Raw genomic sequence first — 22,662 nt, 5'->3', positions numbered from 1 at the left:
TATGGAAAATACATAATTGGTGTTTAAAACCTAGTTTTGGGATAATTGATGTATATTTTTTATCTAAATCTGTTGTGATTGCAATTTTATTTTTATTTGCTGTGGATTCTCTTAAAAACTTTTCAACAGTTGTTTCATCTTTAGTATCGTAAATTGCATCGGTTACAATGCAATTTGATGCGGAATCAAGCAATGTGTGATGATATTTCCATTCTTCGTTGATTTTTAGCCATTTTACATCAAAGACATAATAACCTGAGCAACGTCCTAAATCAAATTCTAAAAATGTTTTCATTAACAAAAAGCCAATTTTTCAATTGTTTGATGTGAAACTGTGATTCCAAAGAATTTTTTTAAATGATTTACAAACATTTTTTAAGCTTCCCAAATAATCTGAAATTAAATGTTCTGATTCACTTTTCAATTCATTCGTAAAATTGCTATTTTTATCAACAAGACTTGTTAAATCTGTTTGAAAGGTTTTATCACAACGTTTGCAAATATAACGCTGAACCTTAACTTTTGTTTTACCAATTTCTTTAAATACCAATGTTCTTTTTGTAAAACCATATTTAACAACATGACGAGTTCCACAATGTGGGCATCTAGCCAAACTCATTTTAAAATAATGAACATCCTTTTTAAAGCTTAAATCAAAAGATTTCAGAGCCTTTTGACAGGATTTAAAAATTTTCACAAAACGAGGGTCGGAAAGCACTAATCCATCATTGGAATCGCAAAATATATATTGTTCAACATCTAAAATACTATTTGGAGTATTTGTTTTTTGGTTTAGCATGATAAAAACTTTTACTCCACTTATTTATTAAATTTAACTATTTTTAGATAAAATTAAAAATTCCAAACCAATTTCATCAAAAAATTTCAAATCAACAAAGTTTTTGAAAGAGTCCGAATCTTTTAAAAATTATATGTAAAAATATATTAAACACAATTTTGAAACATATATATACACTTATATATATTAGGTGGTTAAAAATCGTGAAAAAAATTTATATTATAGGAATAGGTTTGATTGTATTACTACTCGGCATTTCAACTGCTAGTGCAGGATTATTTGATGGATTATTAGGAGATGATTCATCAGCAGCAGATGACAACAAAACTAACGCTTCATTTGAAAAAACTGAATTTAAAGTACATGCCTCACAACCACAATCTGTTGAAGGAGAATTACAATCCTATCAAAAAGATCAAGATTTTTATGATAATAAAGAAACTCAAGAGTGGTTAAAGGGTCTTGAAAACTACGTTATTCTAAGTACAAGTGGAGATAGTTTAGTAATGGAAAGAACAGAAGCAAATAAATTACCAGTATTTGATGACGGTAAATTTGAGACCGTTGAATATAATATCATTAAATGTAAAGTTGTTGAAGTTCATCCATTAGGTACTGGACTTATAGATTTAATATTAGTTGAAGATGTAGAACTAGTAGGTAATGAGACACAAACATTTGATCTTGATAATGATAATGTGACTGATTAAATATTATAACTCTCATAATGGAGGAAATATTATGGATAAAAAGCAATTGATACTAATTTTATCTATATTTGTAATTATTATTGCATCAAGTGCTGTAGTATCCGCAGGACTTTTTGATAGTAATGATGATAAAGCAGATATTAAAACACATGAATTTAATTACTCAAATAAAGCAACATTCAATTTAAGTGATGAATTAACAGAAAAAACTGGAGTCGAAAGCATACTATTTGGAGAAGGTGTTTCATATGAATATCCTCCAAAAGATGGTAGTGACGACGGTTTAGTAAATATGCTTGGAGGATTAGCTTCATACGGAGGCAGCGATACTGTTGAAAGTAAACAGAATACTGCATATTATGAAGAAATAGAAAGTGAACCTACATCTCAAGGATATGATTCATACATTTTCAAATATGATGATTATGATGAATATCAAGTATACATTGATTTAAAAAATATGACTATTGTTGAACCAGATGGGTTTGAAAGTCAATATGATTATTTCACTGGAACATTTCAAAGTTTAGAGGAAGCAAAAATTTTCATTGAAACATTTAAAATCAATGAAGATGTAATAAAAGAAGGCGTATAATACTGGTGATAAAATGGAAAAGAAACATATGATAATAATTGCAGTTTTAGTAATTATTATTGCAGTTCTTGCAGCAGGTATTTTAATGAGCGGCAATTTCACTCAACAGGCAGATAGTAATGTAATAACCATTTCTAGTGAGGATCCCTCAATGAGTGGTAAATTAACAATTATTGAATGGTCTGGAGTTGAAGCTAATGCAGATGGTAAATATAACATTACTCAATTTATCACAAAATATGGTGGACTTGTAGGTACTTCTAATGACATAGTTATTGAAAACGGTAAAGGAGAATATACTTTACACAATAACACTGAATTCTTCATGGTAGCTTCCTATATAGACAATATTAAACCAGATTATAATAAAAGTGATGTTACAGTTAATGTTGAATATTTACATAATGGAGAATCTATTTTAACAAGTTCCAATACAGTTACAATTTTTGAAGAATGCCCAATATCATTTGGTCTTAGAATGTATTCAGTTAATGGAACTCCTCTTTCAGATAATGATGTGAATATAGATATTCCTGAATTAAAAAATGCATTAGACAACATGCAAGTTTAATTAATTAAACTATTTTTATTCCTCAACAATGGTTGAGGAAATTTTTTATATTTTTTCATGTGCCCCAATAATCTGTTACAACAATCCATCCGGTCCATGATGCAGTCCATGCAGTTCCTCAAGTAGTCCATAGTTGTGATCAATATCTCCGTTAACAATAAGGGGTGTTAACGTATATGTTAACGCGTTAACAGTAGTGTTAACACAAAATCGAAAATAAAGGAGAACGTTCATTAACATTAACAACCAAATAATAAATTTCCATAGAGAAAGTTACAACCACTTTTTTATAGAAAATTATATTATGATTTCATATGTTCAAATCATAATTCTTTTATATATTAAATTATATAAACTACTATCGTTATGAATATTAGTTCATTTCAATGGAGGGAAAAATTTAATGTATAAATTTAAAAAATTCTCGCTATTAATAATAGTAGCGATGTTGATTTTAATTTTACTACCAGTTTCATTTGCTAGTGAATTAAATTCAACTGAAATTGTCAGTTCTGAAGCCCAATCTGATATTTTGTCTTCAAGTTCTGACTCTTATATTGTAGTCGATAAGAATGAATTTACTATTGATGATGGAGGAGATGTCAGTGTTACTGGCGGTACTATCATAATGTTTGATGATATTGAGTATCCTGATCCTTTGAATATTCAATATTCCTACGTTGATGCTAGTGGTATTACTAAAAAGTATCAAGTTCAGTATCATGAAGATTATTCTTTTGATCCTTTTTCATTTACAATTAGAAATTTAGCATACAAAGGTTCTCCGTATATTATTACTGTGAGTGCTGTTGAAGATGATTTGTATGATGATTATTTATGTTATGGGGACGAATTATCACCAATACAAATTACAGTAAACGTTAATCAAAAAATTGTTGAATCAGAATCTTATATTGATGTAGATAAGAATGAATTTACTATTGATGATGGTGGCGATATTTACTGTTAGTGGTACAATTATAATGTTTGATGATATTGAGTATCCTGATCCTTTGAATATTGAATACTCTTATGTTGATGCTAGTGGTGTTACTAGAAAATATCAAGTTCAGTATCATGAAGATTATTCTTATGATCCTTTTTCATTTACAATTAGGAATTTAAAATATAAAGGATCACCATATATAATCACAATAAAACCTGTTAAAGATGATTTGTATGATGATTATTTAGGTTATGGGGACGAATTATTGCCTGTACAAATTACAGTAAATGTAATGTCAAATATAGACCCAACCCCTGTAATTCCAGATTATGAAAAATTTACACCAAGAGGACAATTGTTTGTAAGTCCTGATGGTGATGATTCAAATGATGGGTCTCAAAGTAATCCATTTTTAACTATTCAAAAAGCTTTAGACCAAAATAGTCTCCTTGGTGGAGGTTATGAAGTTGTTGTTTCAAGTGGAGAATACATTTTTGACTTATATTATACAATCAGAAATAATGTAAGCATTGTTGGTCGCGGCGATGTTAAAATTAGAAATACTGGTGACGGTTATATCTTTGTATTACAAGGAGTTAACACTGTAGAATTTAAAAATTTAATGATGATGGATGGTCAATCTGGTGCTATTTCCGGTTATAACACTCTTAATGGTGCTGGAGAAAACAGTAACGAAGGTAAAGTTTTAAACATTATTAATTGTACTTTTGTAAATAATTGTCAAGGAAGTGGCAGTTATGGTGGTGTTGGAGTAATTAAAACTTATTCAAAAACAACCATATTGAATTCTACTTTCATTGATAATGAAGCATCAAGCAGTCAATTAAACTTTAGAGGTCTTATTAATCTTCCAGATGGAACTTTAATAATGAACTATTGTTTCTTTATTAATAATCGTGTTTATCCTGGAACTGAATTGGTCCGTGTTGAAAAAAGATCTGATGCTAACTTCAATTTCTGGGGAACAAATAACTGTCCTGCAGATGTGACTTTATCAAGTAATTTAGATGTTAAAACTTGGTTGGTAATTTCATCCGAAATCGAAGGCGATGATATTCAAGCAACTGATAAATCATTCAAAAGATCTGCAAAAACAAAAACCGTAAGTGTACAGTTAACCACTACTAAAAACAAGTATGATGGTAAGACTTACTTAAAAGATGGTAAAAAGGTAACCTTAAAAGTTAATGGAAAAACCTACACTGCTAAAATCAATAAATACGGTGTAGCTAAATTCAACGTAAAATTAACTAAAAAAGGAAAATACACAGCATATATTAAATTTGCTGGTGATAAAACCTACAAAGCATCAAGTAAATCAATAAAAATAACTATTAAATAGAAGGGTAACCATACTCTTCTAAACTTTTTCTTTTTTCTAATTACGATTTTAGTTTACTATCAATTATTTTAATAAAACGTTTCGTTAAATTGATAGAATTTATTATAAATATATTTTTAATCATTCATTAATTCTAGATTTGTGTAGTATAAGGATATTTTGATTAAAAGATAGTATTGTAGCTACATCACTAGTAAATAAAATAAGAATTTTTCAAAAAAAAGTAAATTAAAAGTTAGTTTATTCAGAAAAACTAACTCTTTCGAATTTTTCAACTGTTTTAAGTGATTTAGTTGCATCTACACCTATTTTTGTAGTTGTACCATCACTTTCAGCTACAGGATCAAGAGAAGAACCTCTGACATTTGGAACAATCATAATGTCTCTGTCACCTTTTACACGTGTAGCTATTGCATATTCAACATCTTCTGCATCAAATACATCAACATCTCTGTCAACTACAACACAGTGTTTGAGGGAAGGGTGTGCAGATAATGCTGCCATAATAGCGTTTTTACCGTCACCTTCAGTTTGTTTGTTAATTGAAACAACAGAATGTAACCAGCAGCAACCTCCTTCAGTTAAAACAACATTTTCAACTGTAGGAACTGCATTTTTAACAGCTTTGAATATTCTAGGTTCTTGAGGAAGACCTTGTAATAATTTATGTTCAAATCCTGCAGGTAAAATTGCATGATATGCTGCATTTTCTTTTTTAATATGCATTTTTTCTAAGTTAATGATTGGTTGGTCTCTGATAATATCGTAAGTATCAGTTAAATCCACAAATGGACCTTCTGCAATGGTTTCAGTTACAGAGATTTTACCTTCTAAAATAATGTCTGCTTGTGGAACTTCCAATTCACCACATTTGATTAATTCTAATTCTCCGTTTTTAAATGCATTTGCAACATCCATTTCATTGTAATCAATTGGTATTGAAGTTGTACTTGCAAGTAAAATGGCAGGATCCATTCCAATAGCTATTGCAATATCAAGGTCTTTTCCTGCTTTTTGAGCATTTTGGAAATAAGTATAAAGATTTCTTGGAACAATTCTGATAACTAATCTTTTATTATCAAGAACCATCATTCTGTGAATAGATGCATTTTGAATTCCAGTTATAGGATCACGTGCAAATACTACACCAGAAGTGATGTATGCTCCACCATCTCTTTTATAATGTTTTAAAATAGGGATTTTATCCAAATCAATATCTAAAGTATCGTACTGGGAAAAATCAGTAAATTTATCAACTTTAATTGGTTTTTCCATTGCGTCAATGATTTTTTGTGTAATTTCGGAAACTTCACAGTTAATTGATTTTGCAATCTTTTCTCTGGTGTTACAGATTCCTGAAATAACAGGTAAATCAAAGCCTTTAACATTTTTAATAAGAACAGTGTCTTTTGGGTATTTTCTTAGGACTTTTGCAACTTCAAACTCATTTGAAAGTTCTTCTGTAATTTCTATAATGTTTTCGTTGTCGAGTATCATATTATCCCTATAAGTTAATTTTTTTGTTTTTAATTTTTTCAAGAAGCTTAGTAATTGAAGGGTCGCTAATTGATAAGATTTCTCCAGCTAAAATTGCTGCATTTTTACCATTGTTTATTCCAACAGTTGCAACAGGAACACCTGGAGGCATACTTACTGTTGTAAGCATGTAATCATCACCATTTTCATTAGTACATGGAACACCAATAACTGGTCTGTCTGTTAATCCAACAATACCACCAGTTACCTGGGATGAGTTTGAACTAATTCCAATGAATATTTTTGCATTTGACATGGATTTAATGTAATTTGTAAATCTTTTAGTAGATCTAATTGGACAAATAACTTTAGTTTCATGAGCTATTTTGAGTCTGTCTAAGATTACAGATACTTTTTTAGCAGTTATAAGGTCGGTTTGTCTACCAACAAGTATTGCAACTTCTGCATCTTTGTTTTTACTGCAGCATTCATTTTCGTCAAATTCAATTTCACTAATTTCAAGGTCTTTAACTCTTAAAAAGTCTTTTTGGAGGAACTTTTTACCTTCAATTAGTTGTACAATGTCTTCATCATTGTTTTTGACTTTTAAAGAATATTCCATTCTCAAATCAATTAATCTTTGACGTATTTCCTCATCATGGATTCCAATAAATTGTGCAGCAAGAATTGCAGCGTTGTCTCCTCTATCAATTCCTACAGTAGCAATTGGTGAAGGATAAGGCATTTGAACAATGGATTCTAATGCATCAATACCTCCAGTTTTAACATCTACAGGTACTCCAATTACAGGTCTTGGAGTATATGCTGCAATTGAGCCTGGTAAATGTGCAGCTAATCCAGCAATTCCAATAAACACTTCAATACCTTCTTTAGTTCCCTGAATGACAAGTTCACGAACTAAATCTGGGGTTCTGTGTGCAGATGCAATTTTAAGGCTGTAAGGAATTTCTAATTTTTCAAGGATATTCATACTTTTTTCAGCTATAGCAATATCCGATCCACTTCCAAGAATAATCATTACTTTCGGTGTCATTAATAATCCCCTTTTATTTATTAATTATTCATTATTAACTATTTCTTTTAAAATATATTAAATTATCATCGAAAGGTTAATTCTGTTTCTTTTTAAGTCAACATCCAGAACTTTTACATCAACAATATCCCCAACACTAACGATATCTAATGGGTGTTTTACAAATTTATCAGCTACAAGTTGTGAAATATGTACCAATCCGTCCTGGTGAACTCCAATATCAACAAAAGCACCAAAATCAACAATATTTCTTACTGTACCCTGCATTACCATATCAATTTCCAAATCTTCAATTGATAGTACGTTTTTTCTAAGTATTGGTTTTGGCATATCTTCACGAGGGTCACGACCAGGTTTTTTAAGTTCTTTAATAATGTCTTTTAGAGTTTCCTGACCAATATCCAATTCTTTTGAGATTTCATCAATATCTATATTGTCTAATTTTAAACTGGAACTTCCGATATCTTCAACACTATAATTTAGCTTTTCAAGAAGTTTATAAGTAGCATCATATGATTCAGGATGTATTGTAGTATTATCTAGAGGATATTGCGGGTTATTTACTTTGATAAATCCTGCGCACTGTTCATATGTCTTTTTACCTAATTTTTTAACTTTTAAAAGTTCTTTTCTTGAGTTAAAACTTCCGTTTTCTTCTCTGTATTCAATGATATTTTTAGCAGTTGTATTTCCAATTCCAGATACGTAGTTAAGTAAACTTACAGAAGCAGTGTTTAAATCTACTCCAACCTCATTTACTACCTTTTCAACAACTCCAGATAATGATTCGGTTAGCTGTTTTTGGTTCATATCATGCTGGTATTGACCAACACCGATAGATTTAGGATCAATTTTTACAAGTTCTGCTAACGGGTCTTGAAGTCTTCTTGCAATTGAAACAGCACTTCTCTCTCCTTCTGAGAAATCCGGAAACTCTTCATCTGCATATTTTGAAGCAGAATAAACAGATGCTCCAGCTTCATTAACAATAATGTATTCTACATTAGTATTTTTAATAATTTGAGCAACAATTTCTTCAGATTCTCTTGAAGCAGTTCCGTTTCCAATAGCTATTACATTAATGTTATATTTTTCAATTAATCCGCGTACAGTCTCAATTGACTCAGCTACTTTATTTTGAGGTTGTGTTGGATAAATAAGTGCAGTATCAAGGACTTTTCCAGTCTCATCAATAATTGCTAATTTACAACCTGTTCTAAAAGCAGGGTCCCAACCTAGAATAGTTTTTCCAACTAATGGGCTTTCCATTAATAGCTGATTTAAGTTTTTGGCAAATACTTCAATTGATTTTTCTTCTGCTTTTTGAGTAAGACAATTTCTAATTTCTCTCTCAATAGCAGGTGAAATCAATCTTTTATAAGAGTCAATAATAGCTTCTTTTATAATTGGGGTTGTATATTTATTGTATTTTATTTTTCCAGGATTATTGGAGATGTTTTTAAGAATATGTCTGTTTAAATATTCGATTACATCATCACTATCACAGGTAATTTTACCTTTGATTATTCCTTCGTTTTCCCCACGGTTAATAGCTAAAATTCTGTGTGGTGGGATTCTTTTAACATCTTCTGAATAATTATAGTAAATGTCATATTCTGTTGATTCATCTTTATTTTTAGCTTTTGTTTCTATTTTACCTGTGTAGAATGTATTTTGTCTAATTTTTTTTCTAAACTCGGAATTGTCTGAAATTTCTTCTGCAATAATGTCTTGTGCACCCTGAATTGCTTCTTCGGGACTTTTAACTTCATCATTAACATAGTCTTTAGCAATATTTTTCACATCTTCAGTAATTTCCTGTTTTAAAATAATATTTGCCAAAGGTTCCAAGCCTTTTTCACGAGCTTTTGTTGCTCTTGTTTGTTTTTTGCTTTTATATGGACGATACAAGTCTTCAAGTTCAACAAGAGTTTTTGCATTGATGATTTTTTTGTTTAAATCATCATTTAATTTTCCAAGCTCACTAATTCTTTTAATGATTTTTTCTTTTTTATCTTCTAAATTTCTAAGATATTTTAATCTTTCATCAAATTTTCTTAATGTTGTATCATTTAAAGAACCAGTAACGTCTTTTCTATATCTTGCAATAAATGGGATGGTATTTCCATCATCTATTAATTTGATTACCTTTTTAACTTGCCAATCTGATAGATTCAATTCTTTTTCGAGTGTTTTAGCTATCATTTTTTCACTTAAGTTTATGTCTTTAATTTAATTATTCTCTATTTAATAGATATACATTACTTAGATGTTGGAGATTGGTGGTTGTGGTTGAAAATAAAAAAAGAAAGTAAGGAAAAATCCTTATTTTACGACAGTTATAGTTCTTTTATCTTTTAAAGTTCAATAACTGGTATAAATTGTGTATTTTCCTACTTTAAGAGTATTTTTTAATTTGTAACTAGCAATTCCTTTTGAATTGGTTTTAACAGTATAGGTTTTTCCTTTAAATGTAAATTTAACTTTTTTATATTTAAGGATCTTTCCGTTGCTGTCGAGTAATTTAGCATAGAAATATGCAGTTTTTGATTTTTTCTTTACAACATTTTTAGTAACTATTGTTGATTTGATTACTACTTTGTTTTTCACACTAAATTGTTTGTATGTAGCAGTTATTGTGTATGTATTCGGAGCAAATTTAACATTCAATGAAGCATAACCTTTAGAATCGGTTTTTACATTGTATGTTTTTCCATTAATTTTCATAACTACTACTTTACCAGCACCAACAGCTTTGTTATTGTCTCCAATTACAAGAACTTTGTAAACTTGGTTGCCACCATAGTATTTGACTAAGTCTTTATTGTTTATAATTGTTTTAACTACTTTGATGGTATTACTTATATTTTCACCAGTTTCAGGATTAAAAATGGATATTACATAGTTACCAACAGCTAAATCAACAGTAATATTTGCTTTTCCGTCAATATCCGTTGTTGTAGTGTAATTTTTACCATTAAGAGTAAATATTATTGTTTTTCCATAAATTTTCTTTCCATTATTTGTAAGAGTAATTTCATAGGTGCTGTTACTCTTGTAGTATGTGGTAAAATCATATGATTTTATAGTGTCTGGTAGGTCAACTTTGAATGTGTATTTCTTGGTTGTGTTGTATTTTACCATAGTGACATAAAGATCATAGATTCCATTGTCCAAGTTGATGTTTAAAATTCCTGTACCTTTTGATGTTATGATGGAATATTGTTTGTCATTGATTTTGAAGTTAATTTCTTCATCAATTTCTTTATTTAATGTTATTTCAATTGAAACATCATGAGTATTGTTTTTAATTACAATATCCTTGATTGTACTTCCCTCTTTTACAACAATGGTATTTGTAGCATTGTTTTTAAAGAATTCATCATCACCACTGAACATGGTTTGGATATCGTATACTCCAGGTTTTAAATTAATAGGAATTGATGCAATACCATTAATATCGGTTGTTCTTACATATCTTTCAGAATTAATATTGAAAACAACAATTTTATTAGCTACTGGATTATTTTCACTATCCAATAAAGTAATTGAATACATTTCACTGCTGTAATCAGCCATAGTCATGTTTTGTGAAATAATTTCAAGAGATTTTAGGTTAATTTCAAACTCATTGTTGGAAGAATTAGTAATGTATTCTTCTTCATTTATTAGTTTTGCAACAATGAAGTAGTTTCCATTTTCCAAATTATCTAAATTAATTATTGCTCTTCCGTTTACAGTATTTATGATGTATTCAACATCGTTTATTTCAACAAGTAAAGATTCATCAAGTGATTTTGATAACTTAATATAAATTATTGCATTGTTGGAGTTTTTACTTATGTCAATTGTAATTTCAACTTTATTTTTGACATTAATTATACCAATTGTATTTGTTGGGAAATATTCTTCATCTCCTTTGAATTTAGCATTAATTTCATAAGTTCCAACTTTTAAATTTATATTAATAGATGCTATACCATTAATATCAGTAGTAGCAAGATATGACTCACCATTTAATTCAAATACTATTTCTTTTCCAGCTATTGGATTGTTATTTTCATCAATTAAACTGTATTTACTTGGAATAATGGTAATTTCAGTTGTATTTACGTAATAAAGTACATAATCTCCATTTCCAATATTTAATTCAATAAGATCACTTTCATATGCATCTTGTTTTGATGATGCTGTGTTATTTTCAAAAGTATTTCCTAAAGACATATCTTTAATTGAATTTCCTCTATTTAACTTGTTTAAAAGTGAATAAACTGCCCCTGCTGTTAAATTAGCTTTGTTATTTGTGAAGCTAGTTGTAATAATAATTAATGAGGTTGTGTTATCAACAAAGATTGCACCACCGTTAAGTGCTGAGTTGTTATTGAATGATGAAGAAACAATTGATAATTTTCCATACATCTGATAAATAAATCCACCATCATATTTTACTGCGTTATTTTTCCCTTTTACAGAGTTTAAATTAACATTAGATGAAAGTGAGGTTATTCCTGCACCAAATGTTGCACTACAATTTGTAATTTCTATATTTTCACCAATCAATTCAGAATTTCTTAAATATATTGCTCCTCCAGCATTATTTTGAGCATAGTTATTAATAAATTCAGATTTTTTTATGGTAACTTTTGAGTCATATTCTAAAGCTATTGCACCACCATAATTATGAGCGGTGTTATTTATGAATTTACAGTCATTTAAGTATAAATTTCCACTTTCTAGATAAATTGCGCCCCCATATTCTGCATAATTATCTTTGAAAGTACAGTTTGTTAGATTTACTAATGTTGCATAGTAATTATTTAGAGGAGTGTAAATAGCTCCACCAAAATTATTTCCATAATAATCTATTGAACTACCAGTTGACTGAGTAAAAATAGTATTGGTAGCACTAAGTCTATAATTATTTATTATTGCTAGATCAGTTAGTGTTAAATTCTGCAAAAATATTGTGCTTTAGATATTAAAACCATATCCATTAAACTTAATAATTGTTTTTTCAGGATCACTGCCTATGAAATTAACATTACTGATATCTTTCTTCTTATCCAATGTATATTCTCCATTGGCTAAGTGTATATTTGAATTTGACCTAATTCTATTGGCTGTTAATGTTTTGTATGGATTATTTATAGTTCCATCACCGTCACTTTCAGCTGATGCATCAAAGTAATAGTCATAATAATATGTAGCTTCTAAAGGTTCTGGACTGTAATTTGAAATAGATACGAATTCAGTCTCATTTAAACTTGAATCTTCATTTATTGCAAAGCTTGATGGAATAACAGCTAATAAAATTAAAACTAATGAAATTACTACTAAAAGTTTATTAATTTTATTAAACATATTCTCTTCCCCATATCGATTTGTAAATATTTATATATCCTATAATATAAGTTTCTTAATATAAAAAAATATAGTTATTTAAACATAATTATAGTAATAATCTTGATTTTTGTTATTTTTTAAGCTCATTAACTTATTATTTTTTAAAAAATGTTATTTTGATTATTTTAATACAGTTTTACTCGATTATCAAAAAAAATGCATGATGGTTATTTGGTATGAAAGTTGTATTTTTTAAAATTCTTTCTTTTTTAAAATCATGTATTAACAATTTATATGTTATAAAAAATAAAAGTAATTATAATAATGACTATTAACGGAGAATTTTAATGTATTGGTTTTTTGTAATTCTTTCTTTTTTACTTGCGAGTATTAAAACTCAAAAACCTAAATATAAAAAGGTTTCAGTTATTATTCCTGCTTATAATGAAGAGGAAACTGTAGCTAAGGTTGTAGGGGTAGTAAAGAAAGCAGCTTATGTTGATGAGATAATTGTGGTTAATGATGGTTCATCTGACCAGACAGAATCTGAAGCAATAAAAGCTGGTGCAAAGGTAATTAATCATGAAACCAATAAAGGTAAAGGAGAAGCTCTAAAAACAGGGTATAAACAATCCGAATGTGATATTATTGCATTTATTGATGCAGATATCCGTAACTTAACTTCTGCTAAAGTAGAATCAATGATTAAACCAATTTTAGAAGGAAAAACCGATATTACTAAAACTAAATTCTCCCGTGCAAGTGGACGTGTTACTGAACTTACCGCTAAACCATTACTTAACTTTTTCTTCCCGGAAATTTCATTTGAACAGCCGTTAAGCGGTCAATTCGCAGCACGTAAAGAAGTCTTAAAGAAAATTAATTTTGAAAGTGATTATGGTGTAGACGTTGGTATTGTTATCGATGCTGATGTTTTAGGTATTTCAATTATGGAAGTTGACATTGGAGCTATTGAACATGATATGTCTCCACTTTCTGAGTTGAATTTAATGGCAAATGAGGTTGTAAGAACTATTATCGGACGTGCTAACAAGTATGGAAGAGTTACAATGATTGATGACATTGGTCAGTTTATTAGAATGTCCATTGTTGGTTTATCCTTGGTTATTTTAGGTTTATTTACAATATTCTTTGTAAAATATGTTCCATTAGCTATTGGAGTTATAATCTCCATTATCGGAATTTTAATTGCTGTTTTCTACATTATTAAGGTTATTGTCAAGTCCATTGTCATGTTTAAAAAGACACCTGCACGCAGTTTAATAAAATCTTTTGTTAAAATTCATTTTCCAATGATTATTTCAATTATTATTTTGCTTTTAATGATTTCAACATTTATTGGAGCAGCTAACTTTGATCATGGTGTGTTATCAATTGAACCTAACTCACGTAATTTAATTATTTATGCTGATAACTCTCCAAGAGACAGTGCAATTTCTGTTAGAGGCCCATACACTGTTGATGCAGCTATTGAAAATGAAACTAATCAGATACGTATGCCTTCGGATGCTATGATGACGTTAGGTGTAGATGTAAATGATACAATTAAAATCTATAACAGTACTTATGACATTAATGAGTCCAGATTTGGTGAACAGGATATTATAAGATTGCCTCTTGAGGTTAAAAAGAATCTACATCTTGAAGATGGTAATGTAATTCAAAATAGTCGCCTAAAAGAGATATTTGAAAACTCTATTGTTACTCATAATCAGGACCTAAAAAATAATTCCACTATTAAAGAGAAATTTATTGTTACTACTGGTAAAAATTCATCTACCTATGAGATATTTTTAGATAATGAGTCAATTGGAAGTTCATTTGGAGTATTTAAAGACAATGAAGATTACTCAATTTCACTTAATGGAAATTATTTAACTTCCTTTAATTATAAAAATAATTTAAATAAATCCTTTAATTATGAAGGACATAATGTAACAATTGTATTTGAAGATACTAATTCTACTTCAATTAAACAGTTTACTAATAATTTCTTAGATATTAGTTTTAAAAAATAGTATAAATCTAAAAAGAAAAATTTCTTTTAGATTTATTTATCATATGCTTTTACTGCTTCTTCAACATCATCGTAAAGACCTAATGCAGCAAGAGCACCAACTTTTCCTTGTTCGCCAGTAACAGCGATCAATTCAATGTCTAATTCTTTTGCAACAGATTCTGCTGTTTCAACATCCATCATTCCGGATTTTGTAGCAATTGAATATTCTCTTAATTTTTCAGGAATGCTTAATCCTTCTAAAATAGCAATTGCAGTTTTATCGGATAATGTATCTCTTTTGAGAATTTCAATGACTCTGTTTATCAATTCTTCTTTTTTAGATTCTTCAACAGCGAATGTTAAAGCAATTGATACACAATTTTGGGTTTTATGTGGATTGTGTGGGTATAATTGAACAATAATATGGTCTAAGTATTCAAAACCTTCATTAGCAAGTTCCACACCTAAATTATGAGCCATTGTCCATGTAGCACCAGCATCTTTAACGTCAGTATCATCAACACCGATTACTACTTTTTCAAGTTTTGGAGTAACAACTGTAGCTTTTCCAACTTTTGATCCTCCTCCAACTTCAATGAGTTCAATGTATTTAACACCTTCTCCCATTCCTCTGCACATTCCAGCACCAACACCCGCACCTGCAAGACCACTGTGTGTTATTTTAACTTCATCGCCGTCAATAACAATTTCATCAATTCCAGCAGCATTAAAACTTGCTTTAAGGTCTAATGGTGCTTTACCTGCATGGCATTTGTAAACATGTTTATTACCATCACGGTATGCAGAATCAATTAATTCAGAATTGTTTCTGTATTGATTTAACAACCAGTGGGAACCTGAAATGCATGGGTGGTATTCAACGAGTTCTACTTTATCGCCGTCCACCATTGTCAATACTTTTTGGTATGGTGCAATCCAAGGATCGTCAAATTTTTCTCGTAATTCATCAGGTTTTAAGATTTCCATATAATCATCTATTCATCTAATTCGTTTAATCTGTCGCACATTTTAATAGCTGCTTCAACTGCACTTTTAGCGTTTTTAACACGTCTGTGTGCATCTAATCTGGTCATTCCAGGACCAGTAATACCAAGAGCTACTGGAGTGTCGTATTCTAATGCTAAATCAGCAATTTTACGGGAAGCGTGTTGTGCTACAATTTGATCGTGGTCAGTTGCACCTTCAATTACTGCACCTAAGGTAACAATTGCATCAAATTTTCCAGATTTTAATAATTTTTTAATCACGAGTGGCATATCGAATACGCCAGGAACTGCGACTACTTTTGTAATTTCGCATCCTCTGTTCATTGCTTCTGCTTTTGCGAGTTCTAACATCATTTGTGTGATGTCATAGTTAAATTCTGCAACTACTGCTGCTATTTCATATTTTGCCATTTTATCAACCTCTATAATTTTTTTTACATAGCTTTACTGAATAATATGAGAAGGAATCCAGCAACCCCACTCACTACCATAATGAATATAATAAAAAGTGCTGCGAGTTGTATTTTTGTTAATTTTTTGAAATCCATTGTATGTCTCCATTTCTATAAGTTATTTTTGACTTCTTCTGCTACTTCCATAGTGGTAGCTGAGCCACCTAAGTCGCCAGTTAAAATATTAGCGTCACTGAGAACTTTTAAAATTGCATTATCAAATCTGTCTGCTGCTTCATTTTCACCAAGATGTCTAAGCATCATAACTGCTGAGAGCATCATAGCTATTGGATTAGCAATTCCTTGTCCTGCAATATCTGGTGCTGAACCGTGAACAGGTTCAAATAAAGCTGCATCTTCACCAATATTTGCAGATGGTATTAATCCAAGTCCTCCAACAAGACCTGCACCTTCATCGGAGAGTATATCTCCAAAGAGATTTGTAGTTACAATTACATCAAAGCTTTCAGGTTTTGTTATGAGATACATTGCAGTTGCATCTACATAGTAATCCTCAGTTGCAATTTCAGGATATCTCTCAGCAACTTCATAGAATATGTCTTTGAATAAACCGTCACTTTTCTTTAAAACGTTAGCTTTGTGAACACCGGTTACTTTACTTTTATTATTATCTTTTGCATATTTAAATGCATAGTCGATAATACGTTCTTCAGCTTCACGTGTAATAATACGCTTTGCAACAGCTCCATCGTCAGTGTAACTTTCTTCATTTGCAATGTATAATCCTTCAGTGTTTTCACGAACAATCATGAAATCTATGTTATCTGATAAGGAATTAGTATTAGGATATGCTTTTACAGGTCTTAAGTTAGCAAACATTCTCATTTCTTGGCGTATTTTAACAATAACGTCTGCTGCACTTTCTCCTGCTGCACCAAATAAACAAGCATCTGAATTTCTGATGATTTCTAATGTTTCATCAGGAAGTGCACTGCCAGTTTTTTCAAGGCATTCGTCACCAGCTTGTCCATAAACATAATCAAAATCGATATCTAAAGCATCTAAAACATGAATTGCTGCTTCCATTACTTCTTTTCCGATTCCGTCACCAGGAACAACAGCAATCTGGTATTTATCTTTTGTTTTTGAGGTACTCAATTAAACCACCTTGTTCTAAAATTTCTAACATGAATGGAGGTAATTTTCTGAATGTTATGCTTTCACCATTTTTAGATGTAATGGTTGCATTTTCCATATCGACTTCAATTTCTTCTCCATCTTCTACAAGTTTGCTTATTCCAGGAGCTTCTAAGAGTGGAATTCCAACGTTTGTAGCGTTTCTGTAGAAAATTCTTGCAAAAGACTCAGCAATTACAGCTGATACTCCTAAACCTTTAAGAGCTATTGGGGCATGTTCTCTTGAAGATCCGCAACCAAAGTTTTTACCCCCTACGATAAAATCTCCTTTTTTACATTTTTTATCAAAATCAGGGTCTAAACCTTCCATACAGTGAGCAGATAATCTTTCTTCATCAGTATAAATCAAATATCTTCCAGGAATAATGATATCGGTATCAATATCATCTCCAAATTTCCATGCTGTTCCTTTCATTTTATTCACCTGGTGCTACAATTTTACCTGCAATTGCTGAAGCAGCCGCAACAGCAGCAGAGGATAAGAATACTTTTCCGTCAGGACTTCCTTGTCTTCCTTTGAAGTTTCTGTTTGAAGTTGAAAGACTTACTTCGTCAGGTCCGATAATTCCTGTGTGTCCTCCAAGACATGGTCCACAACATGGAGCAGATACAAGAGCTCCTGCTTCAACGAATATCTTAATTAATCCTTCATCTAAAGCTTTCATGTAAATTTCTTGTGATGCTGGAATAACAAGCATTCTAGTGCCTTTGGATACTTTGTTACCTTTTAAGATTTTAGCAGCATCTCTTAAGTCACTTAATCTACCGTTGGTACATGAACCTAAGAATACTTGGTCGATTTCCTGGTCAACTTCACTTACAGGTTTTACGTTATCAACATTGTGAGGACAAGCAATTTGAGGCTCTAAGTCACTTACATCAATATCAATTATATTAAGTGAAGATGAGTCTAAATCGGTTTTAAATACTTGATATGGTTTGTTTGAACGTTTTTCAACATAATCAATGGTTTTTTGGTCAGGTTCGACTAAACCAGTTTTTCCACCCATTTCAATTGCCATATTACATAAAACCATTCTGTCTGAAACACTCATATCAGATACAGTTTCACCAGCAAATTCACAAGCTTTGTAAGTTGAACCATCAGCGCCTACTTGGCCAATAATATTTAAAATTACATCTTTAGCATAGACATTTTCTTTTAATTTTCCGGTAATATTGAATCTGTTTGTTTCAGGAACTTTAAACCATAAGTTTCCTTCAGCAAAAACCATTGCCATATCTGTTGATCCAATTCCGGTTGAAAATGCACCTAATGCTCCATGAGTACAAGTATGTGAGTCTGCACCTACAATAACATCCCCAGGAACTACATGTCCTTTTTCAGGTAAAATTTGGTGACAAACTCCTGCATTAACATCATAAAAATTTTCAATATTATATTCTTCAACGAATTTTCTCATTATTATATGATTATTAGCTGAGTCGATAGAATCTGCAGGAACCTGATGGTCGAATGGAATAACAATTTTTGTTGGATCCCATACATCTTCAGCTCCAATTTTATTAAAAGATTCTACTGAAAGAGGCCCAGTTAAATCATGAGTCATTGCTATATCAATATCTGCTATAACAATATCTCCGGCTTCAACTTTATCATTTCCAGAAGCCTTAGCTAATATTTTTTCTGACATAGTTGGCATAATATAAACCTCTTTATTAATGATAAATATATATTGATTATAAAATATATAATGATTGCTTTATTTTCTAAAAAGCCGATTTTTAATATATTTATATAATATGTATATCAAAAATATACAGTATGAGTAACTCAATTTTTAAAAGATTTAAGAAAAATAAGGCTCCTGTAATTGAGGAGAAACCATCTGTCTATGAAGATAGAATGTTTTGGATTTCAACATTAGAAAGAATTGCTTTTCCAATATTAAATAACTTATCAAAAGACTCTCTTAAGAAAAAAATGCCTGTTGAATCAATTTCTAGTGATAATCATAATATTGCTTATTTTGATGCATTTACAAGAGTATTTAATGGAATTGCACCTTGGTTGGAGCTTGGTGCAGATGGCAGTGAAGAAGGAAAAATTCGTGAAAAATATATATATTTAACTCTAAAATCTATTTCTAATGCCATTGATCCTAAAAGTAATGATTTTCTTTTTGATATAGAACCTAAAGAATCTTTAGTTGATGTTGCTTTATTTGCTCAAGGTTTACTCAGAGCTAAAAATCAAATCTGGAATAATTTACCAATTAAAATACAGGCTAGAATAATTGGTGATCTTAAAAGTACAAGAATTATTGCACCTTATGAAAATCATTGGTTATTATACACTTCTATGATTGAAGCTGCTCTTTTAGAATTCACTGGTGAATGTGATAAGGAACGCTTAGTTTATGGTGTTCGTAAATTCAGAGATGAACTCTATATTGGCGATGGAAGATACTCTGATGGAGAAGACTTTGAAGTAGGTTACTATAACAGTTTATTTATTCACCCTATGCTTAATGACATATTAGGTGTTATGAGAAAATACGGTTTAGAAGAAGGTGAATTCTTAGATGTTCAATTAATGAGGTCTTCAAGATTATCATCTCAACTTGAAAGACTTATCTCACCTGAAGGAACTTATCCTTTACTTGGAAAATATTTATCTTACCGTTGTGGTGTTTTCTATTTGATGTCTCAATCTGCATTACTTAAGATATTACCAAGAAACATTGATGTTGCACAGGTTAGAGCTGCTCTTACAAAAGTTTTAAAAACTCAATTTGGATCAAATAAGAATTTTACTTCACAAGGATGGTTAAATATTGGTTTGTATGGTCCACAAATTGATGTTGCTGAAGATAGTGTTAATACAGGAACACTTTATTCATGCTGTTTTGTATTTTTAGCTTTAGGATTGGACAAGGATGACGCATTTTGGATATCTCCGTCTGCGCCATGGACTAGTCTTAGAGCATGGGAAGGTCAACCAATCCCGCAAGATCAATCTGTTAATTTTTAGTTTAATTCATATAAGTTCCCATAATTATATAATTTAATATCACATGGGACTTTTCTTATTATATTTTTTGTATCAAAGATAACTGGATTTTCCATACTATTTTTAATTAAATCATAGTCTAGTTCTTTGAATTCATCATGATCACAAAGCACTAAAATCAAATCACTGTCTTTTACAACTTCTTCAAAGCTTACAAAGGTAGGATTTTCAATATGAGGGTCATGAATCATAATGTTGTAATCATCACTTAATTTGGAAATAATTTCATATGCGGGACTTTCTCTGTCATCATCAGTATTTCCTTTATAAGAAACGCCTAAAACACCTATTTTACCTTCTTTAATGATTTTTCTTACATTATCACATACGAAATCAGGCATGGATTTATTGGTATCTCTTGCTAATTTAATGATTTTTGCTTGTTGTGGAGCTTTTGCATAAATGAAGTATGGGTCAATAGCAAGGCAGTGTCCTCCAACACCAGGTCCTGGGGAATGTAAGTTTACTCTTGGATGTTTATTTGCCATTTCAATAACATCTAATGCATTAACACCTATTTCAGCACAGATTTTGGCAAGTTCGTTTGCAAGTGCAATATTTACATCTCTAAAAGTATTTTCCATACATTTTGATAGTTCAGCAGTTTTTGCTTCAGTAAGTATTAATTCACCTTCAACAAATTGTCCGTATACTTCACTAGCTTTTTTAGCACATTCAGGAGTTACTCCTCCGATAATACGGTTGTTGTTAACTAATTCATACATGATTTGACCCGGAAGAACTCGTTCAGGACAATGTGCAAGGAACAAGTCTTTTCCAATAGTAAAACCTGCTTTTTCAAAAATTGGTTTTATTTGTTCGTCAGTTGAAAGCGGAGCAATTGTAGATTCAACAATAACTGTATTTCCTTTTTCCAAGAACGGTAAAATTGAGTTACATGCGTCAATAACATAGCTTAAATCACAGCTATAGTTTTCCACAATGTATGGTGTTGGCACAGTAATAATGAATGCATCTGCTTTTTGAGGTGTTAAGCTAGCAGAATATGAATTATTAGCTATTGCATCGTTAATTAGGTCTCCAATTCCCGGTTCTTCAATGTGAATAATTCCTTTGTTTAAATTATCAACCATTTCCGGTGAGATATCTACTCCAACAACTTCACAGTCACTTTTTGAAAAAAGAGCTGCAGTTGGCAACCCAATATATCCTTGACCTATAATACATACCTTCATAATTTTGACTCCGTTTAAATATAAATATAATATTTATTAAAACTAATATTAAAGTTTTAAGTGGTAATATGAAGATTTTAATAACTGGTTCTAATGGAATGTTAGGATTTGACTTAAAAGAAGTTTTATCAGATAAGCATGAGCTAATACTCACAACTTCTAAGACATTGGATATCACTGATAAAAATCACACCTTGGAGTTTATTTTAAGCCAAAAACCTGATATTGTAATAAACTCTGCTGCATACACTGATGTTGATGGCTGTGAAGAAAATAAACAGCATGCTTATGATGTAAATGCAGAAGGTGTAAGAAACCTTGCTTTAGCATGTAAGCAATCTGGCAGTGTTTTAGTTCATATAAGTACAGACTATGTTTTCAACGGTAAAAACGACAGACCGTGGGTAGAAGATGATAAAACAGGACCAATAAGTGTTTATGGAAAAACAAAACTTGAAGGTGAACAAGCTATTAAGGAAATTCTTGATGAATACTTCATTATTAGAACTGCATGGTTATATGGTGTTAACGGTAGAAATTTCCCTAAAACTATGCTTGAACTTGCTAAAAATCACAGTGAAATAACTGTGGTTTATGATGAAGTTGGATCACCGACCTACACTTTGGATTTGGCCAGAGCTATTGGTGAGCTTATTGAAACTGATTTTTATGGTGTTTATCATTTAACAAACTCTGGAAGCTGCTCCTGGTGTGAATTTGCAAGATATATATTTGAAGTTGCAGATGTTGATGTTAATGTAGTGCCTGTTACAGCAAAGCAGTTTGCCCGTCCAGCACCACGTCCAAGCTATTCAGTACTTGAAAATAAAAACTGGACTGATAAAGGATTTAAACCACTTAGAAATTACAAAGATGCAATCAGTGAGTATATTGAGCTGATTGATTTTTAAAATTATATTAGTTATAAAAAATAATAT

Annotated in this window: 21 protein-coding genes; 8 read left to right on the top strand and 13 right to left on the bottom strand. The window is 30.6% G+C overall.

Annotated features, from left to right (window positions below):
• Both PUD86_04660 and PUD86_04655 read right to left on the bottom strand, forming a co-directional pair.
• Window positions 1-295: transposase family protein (locus tag PUD86_04660; protein MDD6776564.1), on the bottom strand; the 295-nt coding region annotated here is incomplete at its 3' end.
• A gap of 18 nt (window positions 296-313) precedes the next feature.
• Window positions 314-799 (bottom strand): hypothetical protein, encoded by a 486-nt coding sequence (locus PUD86_04655; GenBank protein MDD6776563.1) that lies wholly within the window; start codon window positions 797-799, stop codon window positions 314-316.
• A 203-nt stretch (window positions 800-1,002) separates the two neighbouring features.
• On the opposite strand from PUD86_04655, the gene PUD86_04650 reads away from it, so the two are divergent.
• The 5 genes from PUD86_04650 (at window position 1,003) to PUD86_04630 (ending at window position 4,984) form a co-directional block, all read left to right on the top strand.
• The gene (locus tag PUD86_04650) at window positions 1,003-1,509 is read left to right on the top strand and encodes a hypothetical protein (protein MDD6776562.1); all 507 of its coding nucleotides are present in this window, start codon (window positions 1,003-1,005) and stop codon (window positions 1,507-1,509) included.
• A 31-nt stretch (window positions 1,510-1,540) separates the two neighbouring features.
• Window positions 1,541-2,104 carry a hypothetical protein gene (locus tag PUD86_04645; protein MDD6776561.1) on the top strand — a complete coding sequence of 188 codons (564 nt, stop codon included), beginning with the start codon at window positions 1,541-1,543 and terminating at the stop codon, window positions 2,102-2,104.
• 13 nt (window positions 2,105-2,117) lie between these two features.
• The gene (locus PUD86_04640; GenBank protein MDD6776560.1) at window positions 2,118-2,675 is read left to right on the top strand and encodes a hypothetical protein; all 558 of its coding nucleotides are present in this window, start codon (window positions 2,118-2,120) and stop codon (window positions 2,673-2,675) included.
• Between the two features lie 445 nt (window positions 2,676-3,120).
• Complete coding sequence (locus PUD86_04635) at window positions 3,121-3,645, top strand: hypothetical protein (protein MDD6776559.1); 525 nt, start codon at window positions 3,121-3,123, stop codon at window positions 3,643-3,645.
• Window positions 3,605-4,984, top strand: a complete 1,380-nt coding sequence (locus PUD86_04630; protein MDD6776558.1) for a hypothetical protein — start codon at window positions 3,605-3,607, stop codon at window positions 4,982-4,984. Before PUD86_04635 ends, PUD86_04630 begins: the two co-directional genes overlap by 41 nt.
• A gap of 240 nt (window positions 4,985-5,224) precedes the next feature.
• On the opposite strand, the gene PUD86_04625 is transcribed toward PUD86_04630, so the two are convergent.
• The 5 genes from PUD86_04625 to PUD86_04605 all read right to left on the bottom strand — a co-directional run bounded on the left by PUD86_04625 (window position 5,225) and on the right by PUD86_04605 (window position 12,875).
• On the bottom strand, window positions 5,225-6,481 hold the full coding sequence (locus PUD86_04625) for a UbiD family decarboxylase (GenBank protein MDD6776557.1): 1,257 nt from the start codon (window positions 6,479-6,481) through the stop codon (window positions 5,225-5,227).
• Between the two features lie 7 nt (window positions 6,482-6,488).
• Window positions 6,489-7,514 (bottom strand): 5-(carboxyamino)imidazole ribonucleotide mutase, encoded by a 1,026-nt coding sequence (purE, locus tag PUD86_04620; protein ID MDD6776556.1) that lies wholly within the window; start codon window positions 7,512-7,514, stop codon window positions 6,489-6,491.
• A gap of 57 nt (window positions 7,515-7,571) precedes the next feature.
• Window positions 7,572-9,719, bottom strand: coding sequence for a Tex family protein (locus PUD86_04615; GenBank protein MDD6776555.1), 2,148 nt, complete (start codon window positions 9,717-9,719; stop codon window positions 7,572-7,574).
• Between the two features lie 159 nt (window positions 9,720-9,878).
• Window positions 9,879-12,473: a hypothetical protein gene (locus PUD86_04610; protein MDD6776554.1), complete on the bottom strand. Its 2,595-nt coding sequence runs from the start codon at window positions 12,471-12,473 to the stop codon at window positions 9,879-9,881.
• 12 nt (window positions 12,474-12,485) lie between these two features.
• Entirely contained in the window at window positions 12,486-12,875 is a 390-nt protein-coding gene (locus PUD86_04605) for a hypothetical protein (GenBank protein ID MDD6776553.1), read from the bottom strand.
• Window positions 12,876-13,204: 329 nt separating this feature from the next.
• On the opposite strand from PUD86_04605, the gene PUD86_04600 reads away from it, so the two are divergent.
• Window positions 13,205-14,896, top strand: a complete 1,692-nt coding sequence (locus PUD86_04600; protein MDD6776552.1) for a glycosyltransferase — start codon at window positions 13,205-13,207, stop codon at window positions 14,894-14,896.
• Between the two features lie 32 nt (window positions 14,897-14,928).
• Here PUD86_04600 and PUD86_04595 read toward each other — a convergent pair whose 3' ends face one another.
• The 5 genes from PUD86_04595 to hacA all read right to left on the bottom strand — a co-directional run bounded on the left by PUD86_04595 (window position 14,929) and on the right by hacA (window position 19,158).
• Window positions 14,929-15,864: a DUF1743 domain-containing protein gene (locus tag PUD86_04595; GenBank protein ID MDD6776551.1), complete on the bottom strand. Its 936-nt coding sequence runs from the start codon at window positions 15,862-15,864 to the stop codon at window positions 14,929-14,931.
• Window positions 15,865-15,872: 8 nt separating this feature from the next.
• Window positions 15,873-16,295, bottom strand: coding sequence for a 6,7-dimethyl-8-ribityllumazine synthase (gene ribH / locus PUD86_04590; GenBank protein MDD6776550.1), 423 nt, complete (start codon window positions 16,293-16,295; stop codon window positions 15,873-15,875).
• A 152-nt stretch (window positions 16,296-16,447) separates the two neighbouring features.
• Window positions 16,448-17,455 carry an isocitrate/isopropylmalate family dehydrogenase gene (locus tag PUD86_04585; protein MDD6776549.1) on the bottom strand — a complete coding sequence of 336 codons (1,008 nt, stop codon included), beginning with the start codon at window positions 17,453-17,455 and terminating at the stop codon, window positions 16,448-16,450.
• Window positions 17,430-17,909, bottom strand: a complete 480-nt coding sequence (locus PUD86_04580) for a 3-isopropylmalate dehydratase small subunit (GenBank protein MDD6776548.1) — start codon at window positions 17,907-17,909, stop codon at window positions 17,430-17,432. Before PUD86_04580 ends, PUD86_04585 begins: the two co-directional genes overlap by 26 nt.
• A 1-nt stretch (window position 17,910) precedes the next feature.
• On the bottom strand, window positions 17,911-19,158 hold the full coding sequence (gene hacA / locus PUD86_04575) for a homoaconitase large subunit (protein ID MDD6776547.1): 1,248 nt from the start codon (window positions 19,156-19,158) through the stop codon (window positions 17,911-17,913).
• A gap of 122 nt (window positions 19,159-19,280) precedes the next feature.
• On the opposite strand from hacA, the gene PUD86_04570 reads away from it, so the two are divergent.
• Window positions 19,281-20,489: a DUF2264 domain-containing protein gene (locus PUD86_04570; GenBank protein MDD6776546.1), complete on the top strand. Its 1,209-nt coding sequence runs from the start codon at window positions 19,281-19,283 to the stop codon at window positions 20,487-20,489.
• Here the strand turns inward: PUD86_04570 and PUD86_04565 are convergent.
• On the bottom strand, window positions 20,486-21,724 hold the full coding sequence (locus PUD86_04565; GenBank protein ID MDD6776545.1) for a nucleotide sugar dehydrogenase: 1,239 nt from the start codon (window positions 21,722-21,724) through the stop codon (window positions 20,486-20,488). The two genes, PUD86_04570 and PUD86_04565, sit on opposite strands and share 4 nt — an antisense overlap.
• A gap of 68 nt (window positions 21,725-21,792) precedes the next feature.
• Between PUD86_04565 and rfbD the strand changes: the two genes are divergently transcribed.
• Window positions 21,793-22,635, top strand: a complete 843-nt coding sequence (rfbD, locus tag PUD86_04560) for a dTDP-4-dehydrorhamnose reductase (GenBank protein ID MDD6776544.1) — start codon at window positions 21,793-21,795, stop codon at window positions 22,633-22,635.
• Window positions 22,636-22,662: the final 27 nt, after the last annotated feature.

The sequence above is a fragment of the Methanobacteriaceae archaeon genome (genome assembly GCA_029219465.1).
In the GTDB taxonomy this organism is placed as follows: domain Archaea; phylum Methanobacteriota; class Methanobacteria; order Methanobacteriales; family Methanobacteriaceae; genus Methanocatella.
This window is presented reverse-complemented; position numbering and strand designations above follow the sequence as displayed.